Source organism: Promicromonospora noduliphila, from assembly GCF_056951025.1.
In genome coordinates this window covers 4239099-4260167 of sequence record NZ_CM167806.1, presented here as the reverse complement: position 1 = coordinate 4260167, position 21069 = coordinate 4239099, and the positions used below count along the sequence as shown (strand labels likewise).

The 21069-nt window shown below is 71.0% G+C and carries 21 protein-coding genes and 1 tRNA gene; 9 read left to right on the top strand and 13 right to left on the bottom strand.

Annotated elements, in window-relative coordinates; all coding sequences use genetic code 11:
* Positions 1-14: 14 nt before the first annotated feature.
* Complete coding sequence (locus AC0QU1_RS18665; RefSeq protein ID WP_483571469.1) at positions 15-752, bottom strand: SDR family oxidoreductase; 738 nt, start codon at positions 750-752, stop codon at positions 15-17.
* 85 nt (positions 753-837) lie between these two features.
* Here AC0QU1_RS18665 and AC0QU1_RS18660 point away from each other — a divergent pair, with 85 nt between their 5' ends.
* Complete coding sequence (locus AC0QU1_RS18660; RefSeq protein ID WP_483571468.1) at positions 838-1245, top strand: MerR family transcriptional regulator; 408 nt, start codon at positions 838-840, stop codon at positions 1243-1245.
* 6 nt (positions 1246-1251) lie between these two features.
* Here AC0QU1_RS18660 and AC0QU1_RS18655 read toward each other — a convergent pair whose 3' ends face one another.
* The 6 genes from AC0QU1_RS18655 to AC0QU1_RS18630 all read right to left on the bottom strand — a co-directional run bounded on the left by AC0QU1_RS18655 (position 1252) and on the right by AC0QU1_RS18630 (position 5074).
* Positions 1252-1824 carry a phosphotransferase-like protein gene (locus tag AC0QU1_RS18655; RefSeq protein ID WP_483616272.1) on the bottom strand — a complete coding sequence of 191 codons (573 nt, stop codon included), beginning with the start codon at positions 1822-1824 and terminating at the stop codon, positions 1252-1254.
* A 116-nt stretch (positions 1825-1940) separates the two neighbouring features.
* A complete protein-coding gene (locus tag AC0QU1_RS18650) occupies positions 1941-2501 on the bottom strand; it encodes a DUF6879 family protein (protein ID WP_483571467.1) in 561 nt (186 codons plus the stop codon).
* 92 nt (positions 2502-2593) lie between these two features.
* Complete coding sequence (locus tag AC0QU1_RS18645; protein ID WP_483571466.1) at positions 2594-3415, bottom strand: HAD family hydrolase; 822 nt, start codon at positions 3413-3415, stop codon at positions 2594-2596.
* Between the two features lie 45 nt (positions 3416-3460).
* Entirely contained in the window at positions 3461-4345 is an 885-nt protein-coding gene (locus AC0QU1_RS18640) for a helix-turn-helix domain-containing protein (protein ID WP_483571465.1), read from the bottom strand.
* Positions 4311-4835, bottom strand: a complete 525-nt coding sequence (locus tag AC0QU1_RS18635) for a DUF6879 family protein (protein WP_483571464.1) — start codon at positions 4833-4835, stop codon at positions 4311-4313. Before AC0QU1_RS18635 ends, AC0QU1_RS18640 begins: the two co-directional genes overlap by 35 nt.
* Positions 4836-4840: 5 nt before the next feature.
* A complete protein-coding gene (locus AC0QU1_RS18630; protein ID WP_483571463.1) occupies positions 4841-5074 on the bottom strand; it encodes a hypothetical protein in 234 nt (77 codons plus the stop codon).
* 241 nt (positions 5075-5315) lie between these two features.
* On the opposite strand from AC0QU1_RS18630, the gene AC0QU1_RS18625 reads away from it, so the two are divergent.
* The gene (locus tag AC0QU1_RS18625) at positions 5316-5861 is read left to right on the top strand and encodes a DUF6879 family protein (protein ID WP_483571462.1); all 546 of its coding nucleotides are present in this window, start codon (positions 5316-5318) and stop codon (positions 5859-5861) included.
* 56 nt (positions 5862-5917) lie between these two features.
* Here the strand turns inward: AC0QU1_RS18625 and AC0QU1_RS18620 are convergent, their stop codons facing one another.
* Positions 5918-6496, bottom strand: a complete 579-nt coding sequence (locus AC0QU1_RS18620) for a dihydrofolate reductase family protein (protein WP_483571461.1) — start codon at positions 6494-6496, stop codon at positions 5918-5920.
* Positions 6497-6558: 62 nt separating this feature from the next.
* The gene (locus AC0QU1_RS18615; protein WP_483571460.1) at positions 6559-7146 is read right to left on the bottom strand and encodes a TetR/AcrR family transcriptional regulator; all 588 of its coding nucleotides are present in this window, start codon (positions 7144-7146) and stop codon (positions 6559-6561) included.
* 229 nt (positions 7147-7375) lie between these two features.
* On the opposite strand from AC0QU1_RS18615, the gene AC0QU1_RS18610 reads away from it, so the two are divergent.
* Positions 7376-8206: an alpha/beta hydrolase gene (locus tag AC0QU1_RS18610; RefSeq protein WP_483571459.1), complete on the top strand. Its 831-nt coding sequence runs from the start codon at positions 7376-7378 to the stop codon at positions 8204-8206.
* A gap of 25 nt (positions 8207-8231) precedes the next feature.
* Here the strand turns inward: AC0QU1_RS18610 and AC0QU1_RS18605 are convergent, their stop codons facing one another.
* From AC0QU1_RS18605 to AC0QU1_RS18595, 3 genes are all read right to left on the bottom strand, one after another.
* Positions 8232-10040 (bottom strand): ATP-dependent DNA ligase, encoded by a 1809-nt coding sequence (locus AC0QU1_RS18605; RefSeq protein WP_483571458.1) that lies wholly within the window; start codon positions 10038-10040, stop codon positions 8232-8234.
* A gap of 344 nt (positions 10041-10384) precedes the next feature.
* Positions 10385-11707 carry a winged helix DNA-binding domain-containing protein gene (locus AC0QU1_RS18600; protein ID WP_483571457.1) on the bottom strand — a complete coding sequence of 441 codons (1323 nt, stop codon included), beginning with the start codon at positions 11705-11707 and terminating at the stop codon, positions 10385-10387.
* Between the two features lie 129 nt (positions 11708-11836).
* Positions 11837-12262, bottom strand: a complete 426-nt coding sequence (locus AC0QU1_RS18595) for an NUDIX hydrolase (RefSeq protein WP_483576733.1) — start codon at positions 12260-12262, stop codon at positions 11837-11839.
* 106 nt (positions 12263-12368) lie between these two features.
* On the opposite strand from AC0QU1_RS18595, the gene AC0QU1_RS18590 reads away from it, so the two are divergent.
* Together AC0QU1_RS18590 and AC0QU1_RS18585 are read left to right on the top strand one after the other, a co-directional pair.
* Positions 12369-13112 carry a hypothetical protein gene (locus tag AC0QU1_RS18590; RefSeq protein ID WP_483571455.1) on the top strand — a complete coding sequence of 248 codons (744 nt, stop codon included), beginning with the start codon at positions 12369-12371 and terminating at the stop codon, positions 13110-13112.
* Positions 13113-13200: 88 nt separating this feature from the next.
* Positions 13201-14859 carry an FAD-dependent monooxygenase gene (locus tag AC0QU1_RS18585; RefSeq protein WP_483571453.1) on the top strand — a complete coding sequence of 553 codons (1659 nt, stop codon included), beginning with the start codon at positions 13201-13203 and terminating at the stop codon, positions 14857-14859.
* A 2-nt stretch (positions 14860-14861) separates the two neighbouring features.
* On the opposite strand, the gene AC0QU1_RS18580 is transcribed toward AC0QU1_RS18585, so the two are convergent.
* Positions 14862-14937 (bottom strand) — tRNA-Arg (locus AC0QU1_RS18580).
* A 222-nt stretch (positions 14938-15159) separates the two neighbouring features.
* Between AC0QU1_RS18580 and AC0QU1_RS18575 the strand changes: the two genes are divergently transcribed.
* The 4 genes from AC0QU1_RS18575 to ettA all read left to right on the top strand — a co-directional run bounded on the left by AC0QU1_RS18575 (position 15160) and on the right by ettA (position 20935).
* Positions 15160-16848, top strand: coding sequence for a GTPase (locus AC0QU1_RS18575; RefSeq protein ID WP_483571451.1), 1689 nt, complete (start codon positions 15160-15162; stop codon positions 16846-16848).
* A complete protein-coding gene (locus AC0QU1_RS18570) occupies positions 16845-18425 on the top strand; it encodes a GTP-binding protein (protein WP_483571449.1) in 1581 nt (526 codons plus the stop codon). The genes AC0QU1_RS18575 and AC0QU1_RS18570 overlap by 4 nt, the downstream gene beginning before the upstream one ends.
* Positions 18425-19126 carry a single-stranded DNA-binding protein gene (locus tag AC0QU1_RS18565; RefSeq protein WP_483616270.1) on the top strand — a complete coding sequence of 234 codons (702 nt, stop codon included), beginning with the start codon at positions 18425-18427 and terminating at the stop codon, positions 19124-19126. The genes AC0QU1_RS18570 and AC0QU1_RS18565 overlap by 1 nt, the downstream gene beginning before the upstream one ends.
* Before the next feature lie 126 nt (positions 19127-19252).
* Complete coding sequence (ettA, locus tag AC0QU1_RS18560; RefSeq protein ID WP_483571445.1) at positions 19253-20935, top strand: energy-dependent translational throttle protein EttA; 1683 nt, start codon at positions 19253-19255, stop codon at positions 20933-20935.
* The last annotated feature ends 134 nt before the right edge of the window (positions 20936-21069 follow it).

Sequence of the window (21069 nt, the reverse complement as noted above, 5' to 3'; positions counted from 1 at the left end):
GGAAGGCACGCTGCTCAGCGGAACACGAGCCCGCCGTCCGCGACCAGCTCGGCGCCGGTGATGAAGGAGGCGTCGGCGGAGAGCAGGAAGGCCGCTGCCGCGGCCGCCTCGTCGGCGTCGCCCACCCGGCGCAGCAGCACCCGTGTGGCCAGCTCCTCCTCGAACTGCGAGCGCTGCTCGGCGGGCAGCACGCTGCGCAGGTTCGACGTGATGGGGCCCGGCGTCAGCGTGTTGACCCGGATGCCGCGCGGCGCCAGCGCCTCGGCCCAGTTCCGCGCGGCGGTGGCGAGGGCGGCCTTGCTCGCGGCGTAGAGGGCCACCATGGCCTGCGCCTCGTACACCGACGACGAGCTCGTGACCAACACAGTGCCGCCGTCCCGGATCTGGTCCTGGAGCGCGGCCATGAGCAGCAGCGGCCCGCGGACGTTCGCGCCCATCACCGCGTCGAAGGTCGCGGTGTCGACGTCCAGCCCGCCCGCGACGGCGAGCCCCGCGTTCAGCCAGACGCCGTCCAGCGGCCCGTGCTCCCGTACGGCTTCGACGACGGCGGCCACACCGGCGGTCTCGGCCAGGTCGGCGCGGACGAGGACCGTCGCCGGGCCCAGGGTTGCGCGAGCGTGTTCCAGGTGGTCGGGCGAGCGGCCGGTCCCGATCACCGTAGCGCCCTCGGCGATCAGCCGGCGGGCGCCGGCGAGCCCTATGCCGCTCGAGGCGCCCGTCACCAGGATGGTCTTTCCGTGGAATCGGTCCATGCCCGTGACGCTAGGACCTAGACCGCGGTCGAGGACAAGTCCGTCCTCGCTGCGCGCTCGTACCATCGCGAACTACGGTTGGCGGGTGGAACACATCGGTATCGGAGCGGTCTCCGAGCGCACGGGGCTCAGCGTCCACACCATCCGGTTGTACGAGGAGGAGGGCTTCTTCCTGGGCCCGATCGAACGGGACGGGCAGGGTCGCAGGCTCTACCACCCCGACGACGTCGACTGGCTGGAGAAGGTCGCGCTGATGCGCGAGTTCGACATGCCCATCGCGCAGATCGCCGCCTACGCCCGGCTGGCACGGCAGGGCGCCGCTGACGGCGACCGGCTGGCGTTGCTGCTCGCCCACCGGCAGCGTCTCCAGGAGACCCTGGAGCGCACCGAGCACCAGCTCGACGTCCTGGACGGAAAGCTGAACGCCTACCGGGCCCGGCTCAGCGAGGGAGCTAGTGGGCCGCCTTGGCGTGAGGTGGTGCGGGAGGGCTGACGGCACTCAGTCGGTCAGCGCGCGGCCGGTCTCGATCGCTGGATACAGCTCGACGAGCCAATCCCAGAGCAGGTCTGCCACCTGCGTTGGGTTCAGGCCGGTCGTACCGATGACCAGATCAGGGTTTGCCGACTGCGCCGGCTGACTGTTGTGGAACAACGAGAGGCCCGCCGGATGCTCGTGCCGGCGCTGTCTATCCTCAAGTTCGCTGTCATCCACCTTGAGTTCGACGATCGCGACCACTGCCGCGCCGGTCCGATGCAACTCCCCGAGCCGGGATTCGAGGTCCTGGTTGGCTGCGGGCTCGAATGGCTGCCCGTCCACGATGACGCTCTGGCCGACCTGCAGCATGGCCGCTATGGCGGCGTTCATCGCTTCCAGCATCAGCAGGCCGTCGGAGCCGGAACGAATCCGTCGCACACCTCCGCGCCCGTCGATCGCCTCGTAGCGAAACCCCCGGTCCGCGTGTCGTGCCTCGGGTAACCCGCCTCCCCAATGGTCGGGCACCATGCGGAAGAGCTCATCGAGTCCGAACCTCAGCAAAGGGATCTCGGCGCGATCCTGGATCTTCGTCGTCAAGGTCGACTTCCCTGCGGCCGAGGGTCCGTTGATGACCAAGCACAACGGTTTCAGGACCGGGTCAGCACCAGCTCTCGGATCCACACCGTCATCCTCGCGCACGGTATCTGGCTGACCTACTTGTCCTCGTGAGGTCCGTCCCTCTTGACGCCGTTGAGGTGTTCGGCGGCAAAGGCATCCCTCGGGATCGCGCGGTGCCACGCGGCGTCGCGTTGGTAGTTGAGGTCGACCACCACGGCGGGGTCCTCGATGAGTTCGAAGCCGACGATTTCGTCTTGGTCGTTGATGTGCATCTTGGCGACGGTCCGGGAGTCGAACATCCAGTAGTCGAAGTCGGGCAGGCCTTGTGCGTCGTCGCGGGCGAGGTAGCGGATGTCCTCGCCTGCTTCGTTGTTGAACTGCGCGACCCAGAGCATGTACCGAGCGCTGTCAGTCAGCGGAAGGGAGACCACTCGAACACGGCGGAAGATGCGTCCTGCTGCCTTCGCCTCTCGGATGGATGTGAGCCAGTCTTGGAACCACTCAAGATCGGCCGTTCCGGTCTCGATGAACTGAGCCTTCGGCTCTCGTTCGAGGGACGTGTTGTAGTTGTCCCGCACATGCAGCCGGTAGGCGGTGTGCTCGAACGTCTCGAACAGGTCATGCCAGCGGGAGTCGAGCGGGATGAGGCCGCTCATGAGCCGGCCACTTCGTGGTGGGAGTGCGTACGCAGCTTCATGGCGGTCCTCCAGGATCTCAGTGATCTCACGTGGTGGGCTCAAGCCGTGCGTCAGGACAGCAGTGCGAGCAGCGCGGTGGCCGCTCCGTCCTGGTCGATTGTGCCGGTGACATGGTCAGCGGCGGCAATCACAGGTATGGGTGCGTGTCCCATGGCGAAGCCGAATGCCGCCCAGGCAAGCATCTCCAGATCGTTTTCGCCGTCGCCGATCGCCGCGGTGGCGTGCTCCTCGACGCCCAGCTCGGTGCGGACCTTTTCAAGAGCGCTGGCCTTGGAGATGCCAGGTGCCGTGACGTCGACCCAATCGCTACGGGTGGATATCGCAGTGAACCCGAGGGTGCGGAGCGTCGGCGTCACGCGGTAGACGCCAGGACCGTGGAGGGACAGGCGTGGTGTGGGCTGGGCCCAGAGTTCCTCCAGGCCCTGGATGCTGTGCTGGGTGCCATTGAGCTCTGCCTCGGGGAACAGGATGTTCACGCGGTATCCCATGCCGACGATCTCCGCGGAGATCCGGATGCCGGGTACGACGGCGACGCTGGCACGGACGGCTTTCTCCGCGTCCAGATCGTGCCGCTCGATGACCTCGTAGCGGCCTCCGGTCAGGCGCGCGGTGACGGCGCCGTTGCTCGCCACGACCCAGGTCTCTTGTAGCCCGAGCTGCGCGACGACGGGCAGCGCCCCGGCCAAGGACCGACCGGTCGCGAGGACGAGGTGATGCCCTGCGGCGCGGACGGCGACCGTCGCGTCAAGGACGGCTCGGGTCACCGGGCGTCCGGTGCGCAGGAGGGTGCCGTCGATGTCGCACGCAATGAGCACGGGACCGACGGGGCCAAGGTGGTGCGCCGTCTGGTGCGTTGGCGATGGGGAGGCCATGCGTTGGAGATTATGGACATCGACCGCGGCGAGCGAGTTTCTTTCTCAATCTTTCTCGGGCGGAATCCTGGCTGCGATTTGCTTGCTTGCCCGGTGAAGGATGGCCCGCGCCTTCTGGTCGTAGTCGGCGTCCAGCGCCATCGACTCGAACACCTTGGTGTGCAGTTCGATCTCCTGCGGCTGTTGCAGGTTGAGCTGCGCGGAGATGGTCTCGAACAGCACGAGCTGATCGTCGTAGACCCAGAAAGTGTGCTCCGGTGCGATGGCGCACTCTCGCTCGAAGGGAATGATTCCCAGCCGCACGTTCGGCAGCATTGATACCGTCATGAGCCGGTCGATCTGAGCGAGCATCGCGGGTGGCGAGCACACGGCGTACAGCAGGACTGCCTCGGTGAGCACGACGCGAAACTTCTTCGAGGTGTCGTACAGGATTCCCTGCCGTTGCATGCGTGCCGCGACCGCCTCGTCTACGCCAGTACCTTGCGTCCAGACCTGACTGGCCCGTTCGAGCAGTGCGCGCGCGTAGTCCGGCGTCTGGAAGAGGCCGGGCACGACAAGCGACTGATAGCTACGGAAGACGCGGGTCTCTTGTTCCCATCGCGCCACCCCCGATTGCATCTGGCCGAGACCACCACGCATGATCCGCTGCCACTCTTGGAAGCGGGTCTCGATGGTGTGGAGGTCCGCCAGAAGACCTTTGATCGCGGCCTCGTCGCCGACCGCGCGGCACCACACTCGGATGTCGTCGGCCGTCGGGGACTGCCGGCCGTGCTCGATCTTGGAGACCTTTGACGGCACCCACGACAGAAGATCGGCGAGCCGCTGACCCGTGAGGCCAGCGGCTCGCCGCAAGTCCCGAAGGCGCGCGCCTAGTTCGTTGCGCGCCTCTCGGATGTCAGCGTTGATCGAAGTGTTTCGCGGCAAAGTCATCTCTCGTGACGGCGTGATGCCAGGCTGCATCACGCGCGTGGTTCATGTCGACCACCGCGGCCGGGTCCTCGATCAGCTCGAAGCCCAGGAGGGTGTCCTGATCATCGAAGTGCATCATGGCCACCGTGCGGGAGTCGAACATCCAGTAGTCGAACGTCGGCAGGCCGAGCCTGTCGGCGTCCGAGCGGGCGAGGTAACGGATGTCCTCGCCAGCCTCGTTGTTGTAGGTCGCCAGCCAGAGGCTGAACCTGGAGTAGTCGCTGAGTGGCGTGTCGACCACCCGGACGCGCTTGTAGGTTCGTCCCTGGCTTGCCGCCTCGCGGACCTCGTCCAGCCAGCCTTCCAGCCAGTCGGTGCCCACACGCCCATCGCGCACGAACAACTCGAGTTGATCGAGCCTCGAGTTGTACCGCTCACGGACCTCAAGCCGGTAGGCAGTGTGCTCGAAGGAATCGAAGAGTTCTTCCCACTCTGCGCCGATCGGTGTCACGGTGCTCAGGACTGCCCTTCCTGCTTCTTGTAGGCCACGTACATTTCCAGGATGTCGACCGGCACCTCGACGATGTCCTCGTGACCGGGGATTTCGCCGACGTCGGCCAGTGCGCTGCGGTCGGTCACCTTCCAGCCCTGAACGAGGAACGTCTTTCGGTCGGTGCGGTCGGTAGCAAACAGCGTGGGTGAGTTCTTTTCCGGCGACTGAGGGTCCTTGCCGATGAGGCGTGCACGCATGACGGGGCTCCCTTGCTAGAAAGAAATGAACCTGCCTGGCCATGGTCCAGGCCTCGTCCGGACCCGTCAAGAGGCCAGTGTGAAGAGCTGGTCTGGGACAGCCCACGTGCGCGCGTTCTGGTTTACCGCCGACCGTCAGTAGGCCCACCCTCGCTTCGGGCGGTCTGCCAGACGGTCATCGAGGCGCCGGAGGATGCCATCGGTATGTGGGTTCGCCGGCACCAGGAGAGGACGGAAGACCATGAGCGAGCTGATCCCGCCCGGGCCAGAGTTCGGCCGGATGTTCCGCCAGTTCAAGCACACGGCGTTCCGGCTGGAGGTCCGCGAGGCGTACAACGCGCCGAGCGAGCAGGATGACCTGCGCCGGTACATCGAAGAGGGCTGGATCGACCGGGACCGAACGTCGGACTGGCTGACGCACGTGCGCCAGGCGACGGACGCCGGCCGGCGGTTCCACCGAGTCCGCGTCGTGTCGCTGCCCCTGAGCACGTACAACGAGTGGGGCCTCCTTGAGGCGGAGGCAACGAACCGGGCGGGCGACGACATCCGCTACCTTCCTCGTGAACAGGCGGGCGGACTGCCCGATCACGACTACTGGCTGTTCGACTCGAAGTCGGTCGCCAAGATGCACTTCGCGGACGACGACCGGTTTCTCGGCGCTGAATTGATCCAGGACCCGGCCGTGGTGATCGAGCACAACTACTGGCGCGACGCCGCTTGGCACCATGCCATCCCGCGCGACGACTTCGCCGAACAGCACATCGAACGGCCCTGGCCAGATGCCTGACCTGCACCGCTCGACGGCGTGCGTCGGACGGTCCTCGTCGGCGCTGGCGACGACCCTCAGCCGTGCAGAGTCGGCCGGTAGGTGAGCTCCTGGATGTGGTTGTCGAGCGTCCGGTGCTCGATGAGCTCCAGGTCGAAGTCGGCTGCTCCCCCGAAGATCGGTTCCTCGCCGTTCTGGCCGGTGATGACCGGGAAGATCGTCACCTGGACGCGGTCGACGAGGCCGGCGGCCATCAGCGCCCGGTTCATCGACAGGCTGCCGTGCGAGCGCAGCGGCACGTCGGACTCCTCCTTGAGCCGGGCGACGACGTCGACGGCGTCGCCGCTCGCGATGGTCGCGTCCGGCCAGTCCAGGGGCTCGTGCAGCGTGGACGACACCACCGTCGCGGGCAGGTTCCTCATCCGCGTGACCCACGGGTCGCGGACGTCGGAGTCCTCGGTGCTCTCGGCCAGCATCCGCGCGAACATCCGGTAGGTGTTGGCGCCGAAGACCATCCGCTGCCCCTCGGTGTACAGGCCGAGGCGGTGGTCGAGCAGCTCAGGGCCCTGTTTGCCCCAGTAGCCGGTCCAGTCGCCGGTGGCGGAGCCGAAGCCGTCGAGGCTGGAGAAGACGTCGAACGTGTAGGTGGCGGCCATGATGCTCTCCCTTGAGTGCGGTCGATGCTCGTCGGTGATACGACCGGTCACCCCGGGAAAAGTCATCGCCGTCGGGCCGAAGGGGTTTCGCCGACGAAGCCGCGCAGCACCATCTCGGCCAGCGCGTCGACGTCGGCGTCGGCCATCGGCGCGCCGGTCATGCCCATCCGGTGCAGCAGGGTTCCGACGACGACGTCGATGACGAGCAGCACCCGGTGCTCGGGCTCGCCGAGCGCGTCCTGGAGCGCGCGCCGGTAGGGGTCCTGCAGCCGGGTGGACAGGATCTCGCGGAGGCTGGGGTCGCTCATCGCATCCACGAACACCCCCGCGAACGCCGCGCCCACCCCGGGCCTGGCGATCCGCGCGGCGCCCCAGTGGATGGCCGCGGAGATGTCCTCGTCCCGGCTTGCGCCCGTCAACGGCAGGGGACCGAAGGCGTCGACGAGGCAGTCGGCGATCAGCGCCCCCTTCGACGGCCAGCGCCGGTAGATCGTCGTCTTGGCGACGCCCGCCGCCGCGGCGATGCGGTCCATCGTCGCGCCCGCGTAGCCCAGCTCGTCGACCGTGCTCAGCGTCGCGGCGAAGACCACGGCGTCGATGCCGGCGCGGGGGCGGCCGGGCTGCTTGGCGGGTGTGCTCGCTGAGGCCATGGCGCCACGATAGCCAATTGCGCTACCGTTAGTTTCGATACCATGGGTAGCGAAACAGCTCGGACCGAGGAGAAGACATGAACGACGTCGTCGGCGTGGACCGACCGCCATTGGGTATCCGGCTGCTGCAGGCCGTGCGGGTTAGCCCGACTGGTCTGAGCTGTCGGCCGAGGAACTGGCCGCCTTCAGCGCTGCGGAGAACCGCAGGCGGGCGTCTCGCCTGATCCGGGTGATCAGCGGGTTCCCGGACCGCGGCGCCGCGATCGCGTCGCAGGAGGTGGCGCTGCCCGACCGCGCGCTCCGGGTCCGCGTGTACCGGCCGTCGTCCCGGCGCGACGGCGGGGGCGCCCTGCCCCTGGTGCTGCACGTGCACGGCGGCGGGTTCGTGGGCACCGCGGTGCAGAGCGACTGGGTGAACAGCCACCTCGCGGCACGGCTGCCCGCCCTCGTCGTCTCGGTCGAGCACCGTCTCCTCGCTCCGGGGACCGCGGTGTCGGCCGCCGTCGACGACGGCTGGGACGTGCTGCGGCACCTCCTGCAGAACGCCGCGCGGTGGGGAGCCGACGCGGACCGGGCCGCGGTCTTCGGCGAGAGCAACGGCGGGCTGGTGACCGCGGCGGTCGCGCTCCGGGCTCGGCGGTCCGGCCTGCTCCTGCGGGCGCAGGTGCTGGTCAACCCGGCCCTCGACTTGACTGAGACGGCGTTCGACCACGACTCGATTACCCGGCACGCCGACAGTCCGACCCTGACCCTGCCGCAGCTACGGCTGTACCAGCGGCTGGCCGTTCCGCCCGGAACCGATCCTCGCGCTGTGTCGCCGCTGTACGCCGACGACGTCGGCGGGCTGGCCCCCGCGCTCCTCGTGCTGCCGACCCTGGACCCGCTGGCCGACCAGGGGCGCCGCTACGCCGAACGGCTCCGGGAGTCGGGGACGCCCGTGCGGCTCACCGAACATCGCGGTGCGATGCACGCGTTCGTCAGCATGCCGGGGGTGGTGCCGCAGGCCAGGGCCGCGCGGGCGGAGATCACCGCGTTTCTCCGGGAACATCTCGCCGGATGACGTTCGTGGCTCGACCTTCGCCAGGTCAGAGACCGGCCAGCGTCCGGACCGTCTCGATCGTGTCGGCCTCGTCCGCCGTCTTGTCGTCGCGGTAGCGCAGCACACGCGCGAACCGCAGGGCGAGCCCGCCCGGGTAGCGAGTGGAGCGCTGCAGCCCGTCGAAGGCGATCTCCACGACCTGCACCGGCCGGACGTGGACGACCCACCCGTCGTCGTCGGTCTTGAGCTCGGTGAAGCGGGTGGTCTGCCACTCCAGCATCTCGTCGGTCATGCCCTTGAAGGTCTTGCCGAGCATCACGAAGCCGCCCTCGGGGTCGCGCGCGCCGAGGTGGATGTTGGACAGCCAGCCCTGCCGGCGGCCCGAGCCGCGCTCGACCGCCAGCACCACGAGGTCGAGCGTCTTGCGGGGCTTGACCTTGATCCAGCCGGCGCCGCGCCGTCCGGCCGCGTACGGCGTCTCCAGGGACTTGACCACCACGCCCTCCTGGCCCTCGCGCAGCGCGCCGGCGAAGAACTCGGCGGCGGCCTCGGGATCGGACGTCACCAGACGGCGGACGGTGTGCGGCGCCGCGACCTCGTCGAGCACCGCCAGGCGCTCGCGGAGCGGGGCGTCGAGCAGGTCGCGGCCGTCGGCGTGCAGCACGTCGAAGAAGAACGGCGAGAGCTGGAGCTGGGCGGCCAGCTCCGCCTCCCTGGTGGTGCCGTTGGTTGGTTTTGCCTCCTTGGTCGCTGGAACAGCAGCGGTCTCTTTGGCCGCCGATCGCGCGGACCCTTCCTTGGTGGCTGAGCGGGCCGCCGTCTCCCTGGTTGCCGATCGGGCCGCTGTCTCCTGGAACGGGCGCGGCACGCCGTCCTCGCCGACGGCGAGGGCCTCGCCGTCGAGCACCAGCCGGTCTGACGGGAGGGCGCGCACCACCTCGACGATCTCCGGTACGCGCTCGGTGATGTCATCCAGGGAGCGGGTGACGACGCGGATGTCGTCGCCGAGCCGGTGCACCTGGATGCGGATGCCGTCGAGCTTGACGTCGACGCAGAGCTTGCCTGCGTCGGTGTCTGGCTGTGCGTCGGCTTTGCCGGCTGGCTTTGACTGGGTCGTGGTGTCGGGAGTTGCGTCAGGCTCCGCATCCGGTTCAGCGGGCGCCAGTGCTGAGCCCAGCTTCGCGAACGCGGCGGCGATGTCCGGCGCCGACTGGGCCAGCATCGGCCGCACAGGCCGCCCGACCTCGAGCGTGAACTCCGCCAGCGCGGCGAGCGGGTCGTCCGCGAGGAGGGCCGCACTCGCCACCGGCCCCGTGGCGCCGCGCAGCATGACCGCCCGGCGGACGGCGTCGGCGGGCGTGCCAGCGGCCTCGGCGATGGCGTCGACCATGACCGAGTCGAGCGCACCCTGCCGGAGTTCGCCGGCGACCAGGCCGCGGAGGAACGCCTGCTCGCGCTCGGTCGCCGCGCCGAACAGCGCCGTGGCCGCCGCGGAGCGCTCCTGGGCGGATCCGGGGCCCTCCAGGGTCGCCATCGCGGCGAACGCCGCGTCGACGTCGTGCACCGTGAGCGCGGGATCCGCGGCGGGCGGCGGGAGGTCGCGCAGTGCCGCCCAGCCCAGGCCAGTGCGGCGCTGGCGTAGCGTGCCGGCGAGGTAGGCGACGACGATCTCCAGGTCGGCGGCGGTCGGGTCGGCGGTGGTGACACCGGCTCGGTCGGTCGTGGTCTCCGCGCTCGCGGTCCGGTCGCCGTCGGCCGTGCGGCGCAGCAGGTCGGCGATGGCCGCGCGCTTGGCCAGGCGCGAGCGCGTGGCGGCGACGGCGTCGGACGTGGCGGCGACCTCGGCGAGCAGCATGCTCCATCTTGACCCGTCCCGGATCGGAGCGCGGGCGGACGGCGCGTCGCCCACGAGAAATGACCATGCAGTTGCTGCCAAACAGGGTCGGCGCCTGGCAGCACATGCATGGTCATTTCGGTGTCCTGGGCTGGCAGGCGGTCAGTGCTCTGTGGCCGCCTGCTTCACGCGGTTCACCTTGCCTGTTCGAGGATGATCGTGGCGCCGAGCGCGACCTTGGCTGGGATGAAGGGCCGCCCGTCGGCGGACCGTCGGAGCTCCACGCCCTCGCGGCGCAGGTGGTCCTCGGCCGCGGCCAGATCGGCAACCTCGATCGTGTAGGCGGTCAGGGCTGTTCGTGGACCCTAGCCCAAGTGCCACGCGGCTACCGCGGCCTCGACGGCCTTGCGGGCGCGGGCCCGGACTCCCGGGACGAGCTCGAACGGTGCCTCGTCCCGTTTGGGCGCGCGGCGCCAGGTTCCGACCAGGCGGCCGTCCACGAGGACGGCGGGGCGGAAGACGCCGTTGGTGAACGGGATGACGGTCCGCATGGCCTCGGCGTCCGCGACCAGCTCTCGGTCCTGGTAGCCCAGCACGATCTCGTCGAACCCTGGCACGAGCACGACGCCGGCGGGCTCGGCCAGCTCGGCGAACGCCGCGGCCGTGCCGGGCTCCGGGGCATCGGCCGGCGCCAGGTCGGCCCCCGGCCCGTGCGCGGCGACCGCGTGCCCGATGAGCATCGCCCTGCCGTCGACCACCACGTCGACGATGCTGTCGGGCTGCTCCTCGCGCAGCGCCGCCACCGCCGCGCGCACGGGTGTCTTGGGCAGGCCGAGCCACCACGCGAGGTCGTCGGTGGTGGCCGGCCCGCGGCTGGCGAAGTAGGACCGCGCGATGCGGCGCAGGGCCATATCGGGATCCTCCGGCGGCGTCGCTCCCCGCCCGGCGTCCGGCGCCGCGACCCCGTCCGGCGCCGCGACCCCGCCCTGGGCCGCGACCCCGCCCTGGGCCGCGACCCCGCCCGGCGTGGCCACCCCGCCCTGCGTGGCGACCACGAGCTGCTGCGCCCCGGCGAACGGCCCCCAGTGCAGCACCCCGCGGATCGCCAGGGTGGCGATCAGGTGGTACCCGCGCTGGCCCTCGACGGGCACCCCGGCCGCCCGCCACAGCTCGGTCAGCGCGGCGCGCGAGATCCCGCGGTCGGCCCCGGAGGCCTCCAGCGCCTCCCGAGCGACCGCCTCCGCCTGGGCGACCACGGCGTCGTCCAGACCCTCGGCGTCGAGGACGCGCTGGCCGGTGCGCAGCATGCGCTCACCGGTCAGCGCGACGAGCGCGGCGAGGTTGTCGGGAGTGGTCGCGAAGAGGGTGCCGCGCTGGGTCCATCCGCGCACGAGCTCGCCGGCGTCGAACCGGGCGCGTACGTCCTCCAGCGTGGTGCCGGGACGGGACCGGACGGCGATCGCCCGCAGCACGGCCGGCAGGTCCTGACCCTGCAGGGAGACCATCCGGCGGACGACGTCCACGGGCCCGGGCGACCCGCCGTCGGCCGGTGGTCCGCCGTCGTTCTGCGTCCCGCCGGCCCGCGGTCCGCCGTCGGCCCGTGTCCCTCCGGCGCGCGTGAGCCCCTGCGCGTGCAGGCGGTGCCGGCGCGCGGCGTCGGGGGAGAGTTCGGTCGTTCCGGAGGGCATACCGCGAAGGCTACGCGGCACCACTGACACACATCCGAGACGCGCTCGGCCACAGTCTCGCCTTGCTCGGCCGCAGCCTCACGCTGCCCGGCCAGCCCCACCCCGGCTACAGCCCCGCCCGACGCCGGGTCACGCGATGAGCCCCGCCCACCTCCGCGACAGGTCGACCAGCGGCACCCGGTCCAGCGCGTCAACCTCGTCCTGCGTGTGCCACGCGACGCCGTCGGTCGAGCCGTTCTGCTCGACCCGCAGCTCGCCGCCCGTGATCCGCGCCCGGTACACGATCCGCAGCGCCTGGACCGGCTTGTCCGACGGCGAGACGCGGTCGGCCGCCGGGATGACGAAGCTGTCCACCCCGAGCAGCTCGCCGAGCTCCACGTGGTAGCCCGTCTCCTCGAAGACCTCGCGCACGGCGGCGTCGGCGGGATGCTCGCCTGGGTCGAGCCCGCCGCCGGGCATCGTCCATCCGCTCTTGCCGCCCTCGTTCCAGTGCGGTAGGAGCATGCGTCCGGTGTCATCGGTGACGACGGCGTAGGCGGCCACGCGAAGGTCCATGTCAGGGCTGGTGAACATGGCGCCATCATGCCGCCCGCCGTCCGCTTCCGTGGCCGGTTTTTGCGGCCTTGTGACGCCGAGCGGCGCCTCCATATCGTTGACGCCCATGAGCAGGACTGAGCTGGTCGTCCGCGTGGTGTCCTACGCCGCCCTGTTCGTCGGGGTCCCCGCCGCGCTCGTCCTCGGCTGGATCGTCTTCGTGCCCGGCGATGCGGTGTGCGACGGCGCCGTGATGAGCCCAGGGCAGACGTGCGGGCTGCCCTTCGCCACGGGCCACTCGTACGAGGAGATGGTCACCGAGACCACGGTGCGGCGCGTGCTCGGGTACGCCGCGTGGGGCCTCGCCGTCGTCGGTGTGGTGGGCGTTCCGGCCGTCGAGATCTACCGGCACCGCCAGGGTCCGGCCCCGCGCTGGTTCACGCCCGAGACCACGCTGAGCGACGACCCGGGGACCATCACGCCAAAGCTGCTGCTGCGTGCCGTGACGACCTACACCGTCCGGCTCGCGGACCGGGAGGCCACGCTGGGGCCGGAGCATCCGGACACCCTGGTCTGGCGGTACCACCTCGCCAACGTGTCGGTCCTGGCGGGGGCCACGGCGCGGGCGGTCTCGCTCTACGAGGCGGTCGCAGCGGCTCGGACGCAGGCCCTGGGCGCCGACCACCGGGACACGCTGGCCGCCGAGGCCGGCGTCGTCTACGCGCAGGCCATGGGTGACGAGCCGGCGCGGGCGATCGCGCCGGGCGAGGCGCTGCTCGCCCGCGCCGAGCGGGTGCTGCCCGCCCGGGACCGCCTGCTCCGGACGATCCGGCGCATGCTGCGCCTCGCCCGGGCCCGCGCGGCCGAGTGACCGTCACCCGGGGGCTTGAAGCGCACCACCCGCGGTACTAGCCTGTTTTTCATCAGGTGGTGAATTCGGCGCGGAAGGACTGGTCGAGATGGCAGATCACGTGGATCCGGTGCTGGTGGTCGGTGCGGGTCCGACCGGCCTGACCATGGCCAACGAGCTGGCCCGGCACGGCGCACCCGTGCGGGTCATCGACCGCGCGCCCGAACCGGCCACCACGTCGCGGGCGCTGGTGGTCATGCCGCGGACGCTGGAGATCTTCGACGACATGGGCGTGGTCGACGCCGCGCTCGCGGCCGGCAACCGGGCGCCGGGCCTCACCGTCACCTTCGCGGAGGGCAAGAAGGTGTACATGGACCTCGTCGACCTCCTGACGGGTCCGCGGAACCGCACCGCCTACTCCTCGCTGCGCACCCTGTCGCAGACCGACACCGAGAAGCTGCTCACCGACGCGCTCTCCGAGCGGGGTGTCGAGGTCGAACGCGGTGTCGCGCTGACCGACGTGACCCAGGACGGCGACACGGTGACCGTGTCGCTGCGCACGGCGGACGGGGCCACCGAGACCGCGCGGTGCCGGTGGCTCGTGGCGTGCGACGGCGCGCACAGCGCGGTGCGCAAGGCGATCGGCATGCCGTTCGAGGGCGCCACCTACCCCGACGAGTTCATCATGGCCGACGCCGAGCTCGACTGGGAGCTGCCGGACGGCGACCTCTACGCCTTCCCCAGCCCGGCCGGCATCTTCGCGGCGTTCTCGATGCCGGGCGAGCACAGGTTCCGCATCTTCGGCAACGTCGCGCCAGGACCAGAGGGTCCCAGCGCCGAGTACAGCGAGCCCACCCACGAGGAGTTCCAGGCGATGATCGACGAGCGGGTGCCCTATCCGGCCAAAGTCGTCGAGGAGTACTGGGTGACCCGCTACCGCGTGCACCGGCGCGGGGTGCCGCGGTACCGCGACGGGCGGGTCTTCCTGGTCGGCGACGCGGCGCACGTGCACAGCCCGGCGGGTGCCCAGGGCATGAACACCGGCATCCAGGACGCCTACAACCTGGCGTGGAAGCTCGCCCTCGTGGTGCGCGGGATCGCGGAGGAGCCCCTGCTGGACAGCTACCACGCCGACCGGCACCCGGTCGGCGTCCGGCTGCTCAAGACCACCGACCGGATGTTCGCCGCCATCGCCGGGCAGAACCGGCTGGCCAGGGCGGCGCGGGGCCGGGTGGCGCCGCAGCTCGCGAACCTGCTGCTGACCCGGCGCAGCCTGCGCCAGTGGCTGCTCGGCATCCTGGCCCAGCTCCGGCTGAGCTACCCGGACAGCCCGCTCAACGCCGAGAGCGGCTCGGGCTGGCAGGACGCCCCGGCACCGGGCGACCGGGCGCGGGAGGCCGACGTCGTCGTCGCCGGCGAGCGCGGACGCCTCCACGACGTGCTGCGCGGCACGCGGCACACGGTGCTGCTGTTCACCGGGCTCGACGAGCAGGCGCGGCCGGCCGTCGAGCTGTGCCGGATCGCCGAGCGGATCGAGGAGGCGTACCCGGAGCTGGTGCGGGCCCGCGTGGTCACCGCGGAGCGCTTCGCCGACCACCCGGCGGCGCTCGGCGACCCGGACCGGTCGGCGCACCGCCAGTACGGCGTCGAGCGGGCCAGCGCCTTCGTCGTCCGGCCGGACGGTCACATCGCCTACCGCGGCCACCCGGTGGACGGCGACGCGTTGCTGGCCGACCTGGCGAAGCGGCTGCCGAGCGCGTCGATCTGACCTGGTGCCCCGAGCAGGACTCGAACCTGCAACCTACGGATTAGAAGGCCGTTGCTCTATCCATTGAGCTATCGGGGCGCGGCCCTATGGTATCCATCCCATTGACCGGCGAGGCCTGGTCCGCCTCGACCATGCCCTTGCGCATGCTACAAGGCCTGGAAACCTGCGTAAGTGCATGCTCGAAGCGGACCGCTCCGCACCCGTGGCCCGGCGCCGCATGTCGCTGCAAGCCGCGTGTTTCTCCACACCAACCGCCGTGTACGGCTTGGCAGAACGATCTTGACCTATCAGGATGAAGCCGTGACTCCAGGAACACGCTCCGCAGTCCTCGGCCGTCGGGGTGGTGTGGACCCGAACGTTGCGGAGCAGCTCGGCTTCACCGTGCACGACGTCGCGCGGGACCTGCGCCGCGACGTCGCCGCCGCGACGCTGCCGCTCCCGATCGAGGGGGCAGAGGACGCCGAGGCCTCCCGGATGCGCCTCCTGGCGCAGCTCGACGAGCACCTGCTGCCGCGCCTGGCCGAGCTGTCCAGCCCCGCGGTGGTGGTGCTCGCCGGCTCCACCGGCGCGGGCAAGTCCACGCTGTTCAACAGCCTCCTGGGCGAGGAGGTGTCCGAGGCCGGCGTGCTGCGCCCCACGACCCGCGAGCCCGTGGTGGGCGTGCACCCGCGCGACGTCGACACGCTCACGCCCGGCCCCGTCACCGAGCTCGCCCGGCTGGTCAAGCACGAGGGCGTGCCGCGCGGCACCGCGCTCATGGACGCCCCGGACCTCGACTCGTTCCTCACGGAGAACCGCTCCACCGCGCACCAGCTCCTCGAAGCGGCCGACCTCTGGCTGTTCGTCACCACCGCTGCCCGCTACGGCGACGCCCTGCCCTGGCAGGCGCTGGACCGCGCGAAGGAGCGCGGCGCGAGCGTCGCGATGGTGCTCAACCGGGTGCCGAGGGAGAACCTGACGACCATCCGCGCCGACCTCAACGCGCGGATGAAGGAGCGGGGTATGAAGGACGTCCCGCTGTTCATCGTGCCCGACGTCGGGCCGCACGAAGGGCTGCTCGATCCCAAGCTGGTGGCCCCCATCCAGCGCTGGCTCAACCTGATGGCCGGCCCCGAGCGCTCGCGGACCGTGATCCTGCGCACCCTCAAGGGCGCGCTCGACGCGCTGCCGGAATGGGTCACCGGCCTCGTCGGCGCCGTCGAGGAGCAGGGCACCGCCGCCTTCGACCTGCGCAACCTCGTGCAGTCGGTGGTCCCGAACGAGCAGCTCGCCGGGCGGACCGCCGTCCTGTCGGGTGCTGCGGGCGAGGGCACCGTGGCCGCCCGGTTCACCGAGCTCGCCAGCACGCACAACATCTCCCGGGTCACCGTGCGGGACGGCGTCGCGCGCACCACGAAGCGCGCAGGCAAGGCGCGCGAGGCCGCGCTGCTGCGGCTGCTCGAAGAGGTGGAGGCCACGGCGACCCGCGCGTTCGTCGCGGCAGGCGTGCGCACGGAGGAGAGCCTGCGCGCCGCCCTGGCCGGGCCCGGCTCGCTGCCCGCGGGGGAGGCGGTCCTGCCGTCCGCCACCGGGCGCGCGCAGGAGCGCCTCGCCTGGGGGCAGGCCGCGGCGGCCGAGTGGTCCCGGCTGGCGGACGACGTCGTCGGCCGGCTGGGCGGTGCCGAAGCCGGCTCTGGGGCTGCCGCCGGCTCCGAGGCCGCTGCGCGCGCGGCGGGCGCCCGGAAGGCGTTCGGCGACCGCGGCCTGGCGGCGCTCCTGCTGGCCACGGCCCTCGGAAACGAGGAGTCCGCGGGGCTCGTCGACCGCGTGCTCGGCGAGACCGCGGGGGACGCGATCGAGGAGCTGCAGGGCGACCTTGCCGACAAGGTTGCGCTAGCGGTTGCGGAAGAGGCCCGTTCTGTCCAGAGTGCCCTTGACGTCCCCGCCCTAGCCGACGACGCGGCCGCTCCGCTCCGCGTGCGGCTGGCCGAGCTCAGGAGGCTGACATGACGAGTCAGGACGCGACGCTGAGCGCCCGCACCGAGGACCTCGGCCGCGCGCTCCAGATCGCCGGATCGCGGCTCGACGACGCCGTCTTCGGCAAGGTCGCCAGCTCCGTGGCGGGGGTGCGGGAACGGCTCGCGCTCGGCGTGGACCATACGGTGGTGGCGCTCGCTGGCGGCACCGGGTCGGGCAAGTCCAGCATGTTCAACAAGATCTCGCGGCTCACGTTCGCCGACGTCGGCGTGAAGCGCCCCACCACCGCCAAGGTCACCGCCTGCTCGTGGAGCGACGACGCCGCGGCGCTGCTGGACTGGCTCGGCGTGGAGCGCGAGCGCCGGATCACGCGGGCGGGCGAGCTCGACGCCGCGGACGAGGCGGCCCTGGCCGGGCTCGTGCTGCTGGACCTGCCCGACCACGACTCCGTGGCCCCCGGCCACCGCGAGGTGGTGGACAAGGTGCTGCCGCTCGTCGACCTGCTCGTGTGGGTGGTGGACCCGCAGAAGTACGCCGACGACGCCCTGCACACCGGCTACCTGCGCGACTCGACGGGCATGCAGGCCTCGACCGTCGTGGTGCTCAACCAGATAGACACCGTGCCGGTGGGGCAGCGCGACAACCTGGTCAACGACGTGAAGCGGCTGCTGCGCGACGACGGGCTGGAGGACGTCCCGGTGGTCGCGGCGTCGACGAAGACCGACATCGGCATCGAGGACCTGCGCGGGCTGCTGGCGCAGACCGTGGCGCGCCGGTCCGTCTCCGCCGGGCGCGCGGCGGGCGAGCTCGACGCGGCCGCCACGCTGCTGCTGGGTCAGACGCCCGCCGAGGTGCCGTGGCACATCGACACCGTCCTGGAACGCGAGGTGGACGCCCTGGCACGGGCCGCCGGGCTGGAGTCGGTCGCCGCGCAGGTGGGCGCCGCGGTGCGTAACGGTTACGGGTCGCCCGAGTTCCGCGCGCCGGACCCGGACTCGATAGCGCTGTCCCGGTCGCGGTGGCTCACCGGTTCGGGGGAGTCGCTCAAGCCGGGCTGGCAGCGTTCGCTCGCCGCGGGCGTCGCGAGCGCCCAGGAGGTCGCGGGTGCTGTGGCCACCGCGCTGCAGGGCGTCACCCTCGACACCCGCGGCCCGACGACGCAGCGCCTCACCCGCCGGCTCGCGCTCGGGGCCGTGCTGGTCGCCGTGCTGCTCGGGATCGTGACGGTGCTGGCCTCGATGGGGATCGTGCCGGTGGGGGAGACCTGGACCACGGTGCTCGGCGTGCTGGCCGTGGCCGCTGCGGTGGCCGCCCTCGTCGTGTTCCTCGTGGCGATGCAGCTTCGGCGCGCGCTCGCTGCCCGCCGGGCGCAGGGCGTCATCGCGTCGGGCCGGGCCGCGCTCGAACGCGTGCTGCAGCAGACCCTCGGCGTGCCCACCCAGCGCCTGCTCGACGAGCACCGCGCGGTGCGTGAGCTCGCACAAAGCGCGCGCGACGAAGAACCCTCGACGCCGCTGCGCCTGGAAGAGAACGCGACCACAGGGACGTCTTTTCGGGTTGCGTCCACAGGCACCGTTCGGCTGACGGATGTAGGCCCCGTGCGCGCCTGATGCTGGGTACGGGTCGGCCGCTGGGGCCGGTCCGCGAGGGCCGGCCGCTCGGGCCGGTCCGCGAGACCCAGGAGGGCTACATGAACGACGTGACGGTGACCGTGTCCGGCTTCGCGGGCAACAGCCCCGCGCTGCACACGTCCAAGGAGCGGGAGTGGACCACGTTCCGCCTGGCGAGCACGCGCCGCTATGTGAAGGAGAACGGCGAGTGGACCGACGGGGCCACGCTGTGGTTCACGGTCAAGGCCTGGCGGGCGGCCGCGGTGAACCTGACCAAGTCGGTGCGCAAGGGTGACCCGGTGGTGGTCACGGGCCGGCTGGAGGTGGACCAGTGGACCGGCCCGGACGGGCCACGGACGGAGCTGGCGATCGTGGCCTCGGCGGTCGGCATCGACGCGACCCGCGGCCGGGTGGAGTTCTCGCGGACCGTGTACCGGGCCGCGGCACCGGGAGCACCTGACGAGGATGCGGCTCCGGACACGGCTCCCGGCACTGCTCCCGGCACGGTGGACGACGGCGAGCTGGTCGCGGTGCGGCCGGACGACGCCGACCCCTTCGCCGTCGGCGCGCTGGACGATGGGCCGGGTGACCCGGACGACCTGGGTGACGAGGACGACCTGTTCGGTGAGGACGACGAGGACGAGGCGGACGGCCGGGGCTCCGGCGTCGGCGGTGGGCAGCGCGAGCTGGTGACCGCGTAGGCTGGTGCCAGTCGTGCTTCGCGGTCCGCGGGTGCCAGGGGAAAGGCCTGCGTGGACGCCCTTGGCACCCGCTCCGTGTGAGCGCACCCGTCCCAAGTACCTACTGTGAACGGTGGAACACAGGCAGTGGCTGAGTACATCTACTCCATGTATAAGGCGCGTAAGGCGCACGGCGACAAGGTCATCCTCGATGACGTGTCGCTGAACTTCCTGCCCGGCGCGAAGATCGGCGTCGTCGGACCGAACGGCGCCGGTAAGTCCACGATCCTCAAGATCATGGCCGGGCTGGACACGCCGTCGAACGGTGAGGCGCGCCTGTCGCCCGGCTACAGCGTGGGCATCCTGCAGCAGGAGCCGCCGCTGAACGAGGAGAAGACGGTTCTCGGCAACGTCCAGGAGGCGGTCGGCGACATCCTGGCCAAGAAGGCGCGGTTCGACGAGATCTCCGCGCTCATGGCCGAGCCGGACGCCGACTTCGACGCGCTGCTGGCCGAGATGGGCACGCTGCAGGAGGAGATCGACGCGGCCGACGCGTGGGACCTCGACTCCCAGCTCGAGCAGGCGATGGACGCGCTGCGCTGCCCGCCGCCGGACGCCGACGTGTCGGTGCTGTCCGGTGGTGAGCGCCGCCGCGTGGCGCTGTGCAAGCTGCTCCTGGAGAAGCCCGACCTGCTGCTCCTGGACGAGCCCACCAACCACCTCGACGCCGAGTCCGTGCTGTGGCTCGAGCAGCACCTGGCGACCTACCCGGGCGCCGTGCTCGCCGTGACCCACGACCGGTACTTCCTGGACCACGTGGCCGAGTGGATCTGCGAGGTGGACCGCGGGCGGCTCTACCCCTACGAGGGCAACTACTCGACGTACCTCGAGAAGAAGGGGGCGCGCCTGGAGGTCCAGGGCAAGAAGGACGCCAAGCTCGCCAAGCGCCTCAAGGACGAGCTGGAGTGGGTGCGGTCCAACGCCAAGGGGCGCCAGACCAAGTCGAAGGCGCGCCTGGCCCGCTACGAGGAGATGGCCGCGGAGGCGGAGCGGACGCGGAAGCTCGACTTCGAGGAGATCCAGATTCCCGCGGGTCCGCGCATGGGCTCGCTGGTGCTGGAGGCCTCCGACCTGAGGAAGGGCTTCGACGACCGCGTGCTCATCGACGGCCTGTCGTTCACGCTGCCGCGCAACGGCATCGTGGGCGTCATCGGCCCGAACGGCGTCGGTAAGACCACGCTGTTCAAGACGATCGTGGGGCTGGAGCCGCTGGACGGCGGCGAGCTCAAGATCGGCGAGACCGTGTCGATCTCCTACGTCGACCAGTCGCGTGGCGGCATCGACCCGAAGAAGACCCTGTGGGAGGTCGTGTCCGACGGGCTCGACTTCATCAAGGTCGGCAACGTCGAGATCCCGTCGCGTGCGTACGTGGCCTCGTTCGGGTTCAAGGGCCCGGACCAGCAGAAGCCCGCCGGCGTGCTGTCCGGTGGTGAGCGCAACCGCCTCAACCTGGCGCTGACCCTCAAGCAGGGCGGCAACCTGCTGCTCCTGGACGAGCCCACCAACGACCTCGACGTCGAGACCCTCGGGTCCCTGGAGAACGCCCTGCTGGAGTTCCCCGGCTGCGCCGTCGTGGTCTCGCACGACCGGTGGTTCCTCGACCGGGTGGCCACGCACATCCTGGCCTACGAGGGCACCGAGGAGAACCCGGCGAACTGGTACTGGTTCGAGGGCAACTTCGAGGCGTACGAGGCCAACAAGATCGAGCGCCTCGGCGCGGATGCGGCCCGGCCGCACCGGGTCACGTACCGCAAGCTGACCCGCGACTGACGCTCGCAGGTTGCGCCGACGCTCGCGGGTCGAACCGCAACCTGCTGTTCAGTCATGGCGCCGAACCGCACGTTACTCGTTGGGCCGGGTGTCGAGCCGAAGGTTGGTCGTTGGGCCGGGTGTCGAGCCGAAGG

Coding starts and splice junctions, on each gene's coding strand:
- AC0QU1_RS18665 (WP_483571469.1), bottom strand. CDS start 752: ATGGACCGATTCCACGGAAAGACCATCCTGGTGACGGGCGCCTCGAGC.
- AC0QU1_RS18650 (WP_483571467.1), bottom strand. CDS start 2,501: ATGAGCGGCCTCATCCCGCTCGACTCCCGCTGGCATGACCTGTTCGAG.
- AC0QU1_RS18645 (WP_483571466.1), bottom strand. CDS start 3,415: ATGGCCTCCCCATCGCCAACGCACCAGACGGCGCACCACCTTGGCCCC.
- AC0QU1_RS18640 (WP_483571465.1), bottom strand. CDS start 4,345: ATGACTTTGCCGCGAAACACTTCGATCAACGCTGACATCCGAGAGGCG.
- AC0QU1_RS18630 (WP_483571463.1), bottom strand. CDS start 5,074: ATGCGTGCACGCCTCATCGGCAAGGACCCTCAGTCGCCGGAAAAGAAC.
- AC0QU1_RS18625 (WP_483571462.1), top strand. CDS start 5,316: ATGAGCGAGCTGATCCCGCCCGGGCCAGAGTTCGGCCGGATGTTCCGC.
- AC0QU1_RS18620 (WP_483571461.1), bottom strand. CDS start 6,496: ATGGCCGCCACCTACACGTTCGACGTCTTCTCCAGCCTCGACGGCTTC.
- AC0QU1_RS18615 (WP_483571460.1), bottom strand. CDS start 7,146: ATGGCCTCAGCGAGCACACCCGCCAAGCAGCCCGGCCGCCCCCGCGCC.
- AC0QU1_RS18605 (WP_483571458.1), bottom strand. CDS start 10,040: ATGCTGCTCGCCGAGGTCGCCGCCACGTCCGACGCCGTCGCCGCCACG.
- AC0QU1_RS18600 (WP_483571457.1), bottom strand. CDS start 11,707: ATGCCCTCCGGAACGACCGAACTCTCCCCCGACGCCGCGCGCCGGCAC.
- AC0QU1_RS18595 (WP_483576733.1), bottom strand. CDS start 12,262: ATGGACCTTCGCGTGGCCGCCTACGCCGTCGTCACCGATGACACCGGA.
- AC0QU1_RS18590 (WP_483571455.1), top strand. CDS start 12,369: ATGAGCAGGACTGAGCTGGTCGTCCGCGTGGTGTCCTACGCCGCCCTG.
- AC0QU1_RS18585 (WP_483571453.1), top strand. CDS start 13,201: ATGGCAGATCACGTGGATCCGGTGCTGGTGGTCGGTGCGGGTCCGACC.
- AC0QU1_RS18570 (WP_483571449.1), top strand. CDS start 16,845: ATGACGAGTCAGGACGCGACGCTGAGCGCCCGCACCGAGGACCTCGGC.
- AC0QU1_RS18565 (WP_483616270.1), top strand. CDS start 18,425: ATGCTGGGTACGGGTCGGCCGCTGGGGCCGGTCCGCGAGGGCCGGCCG.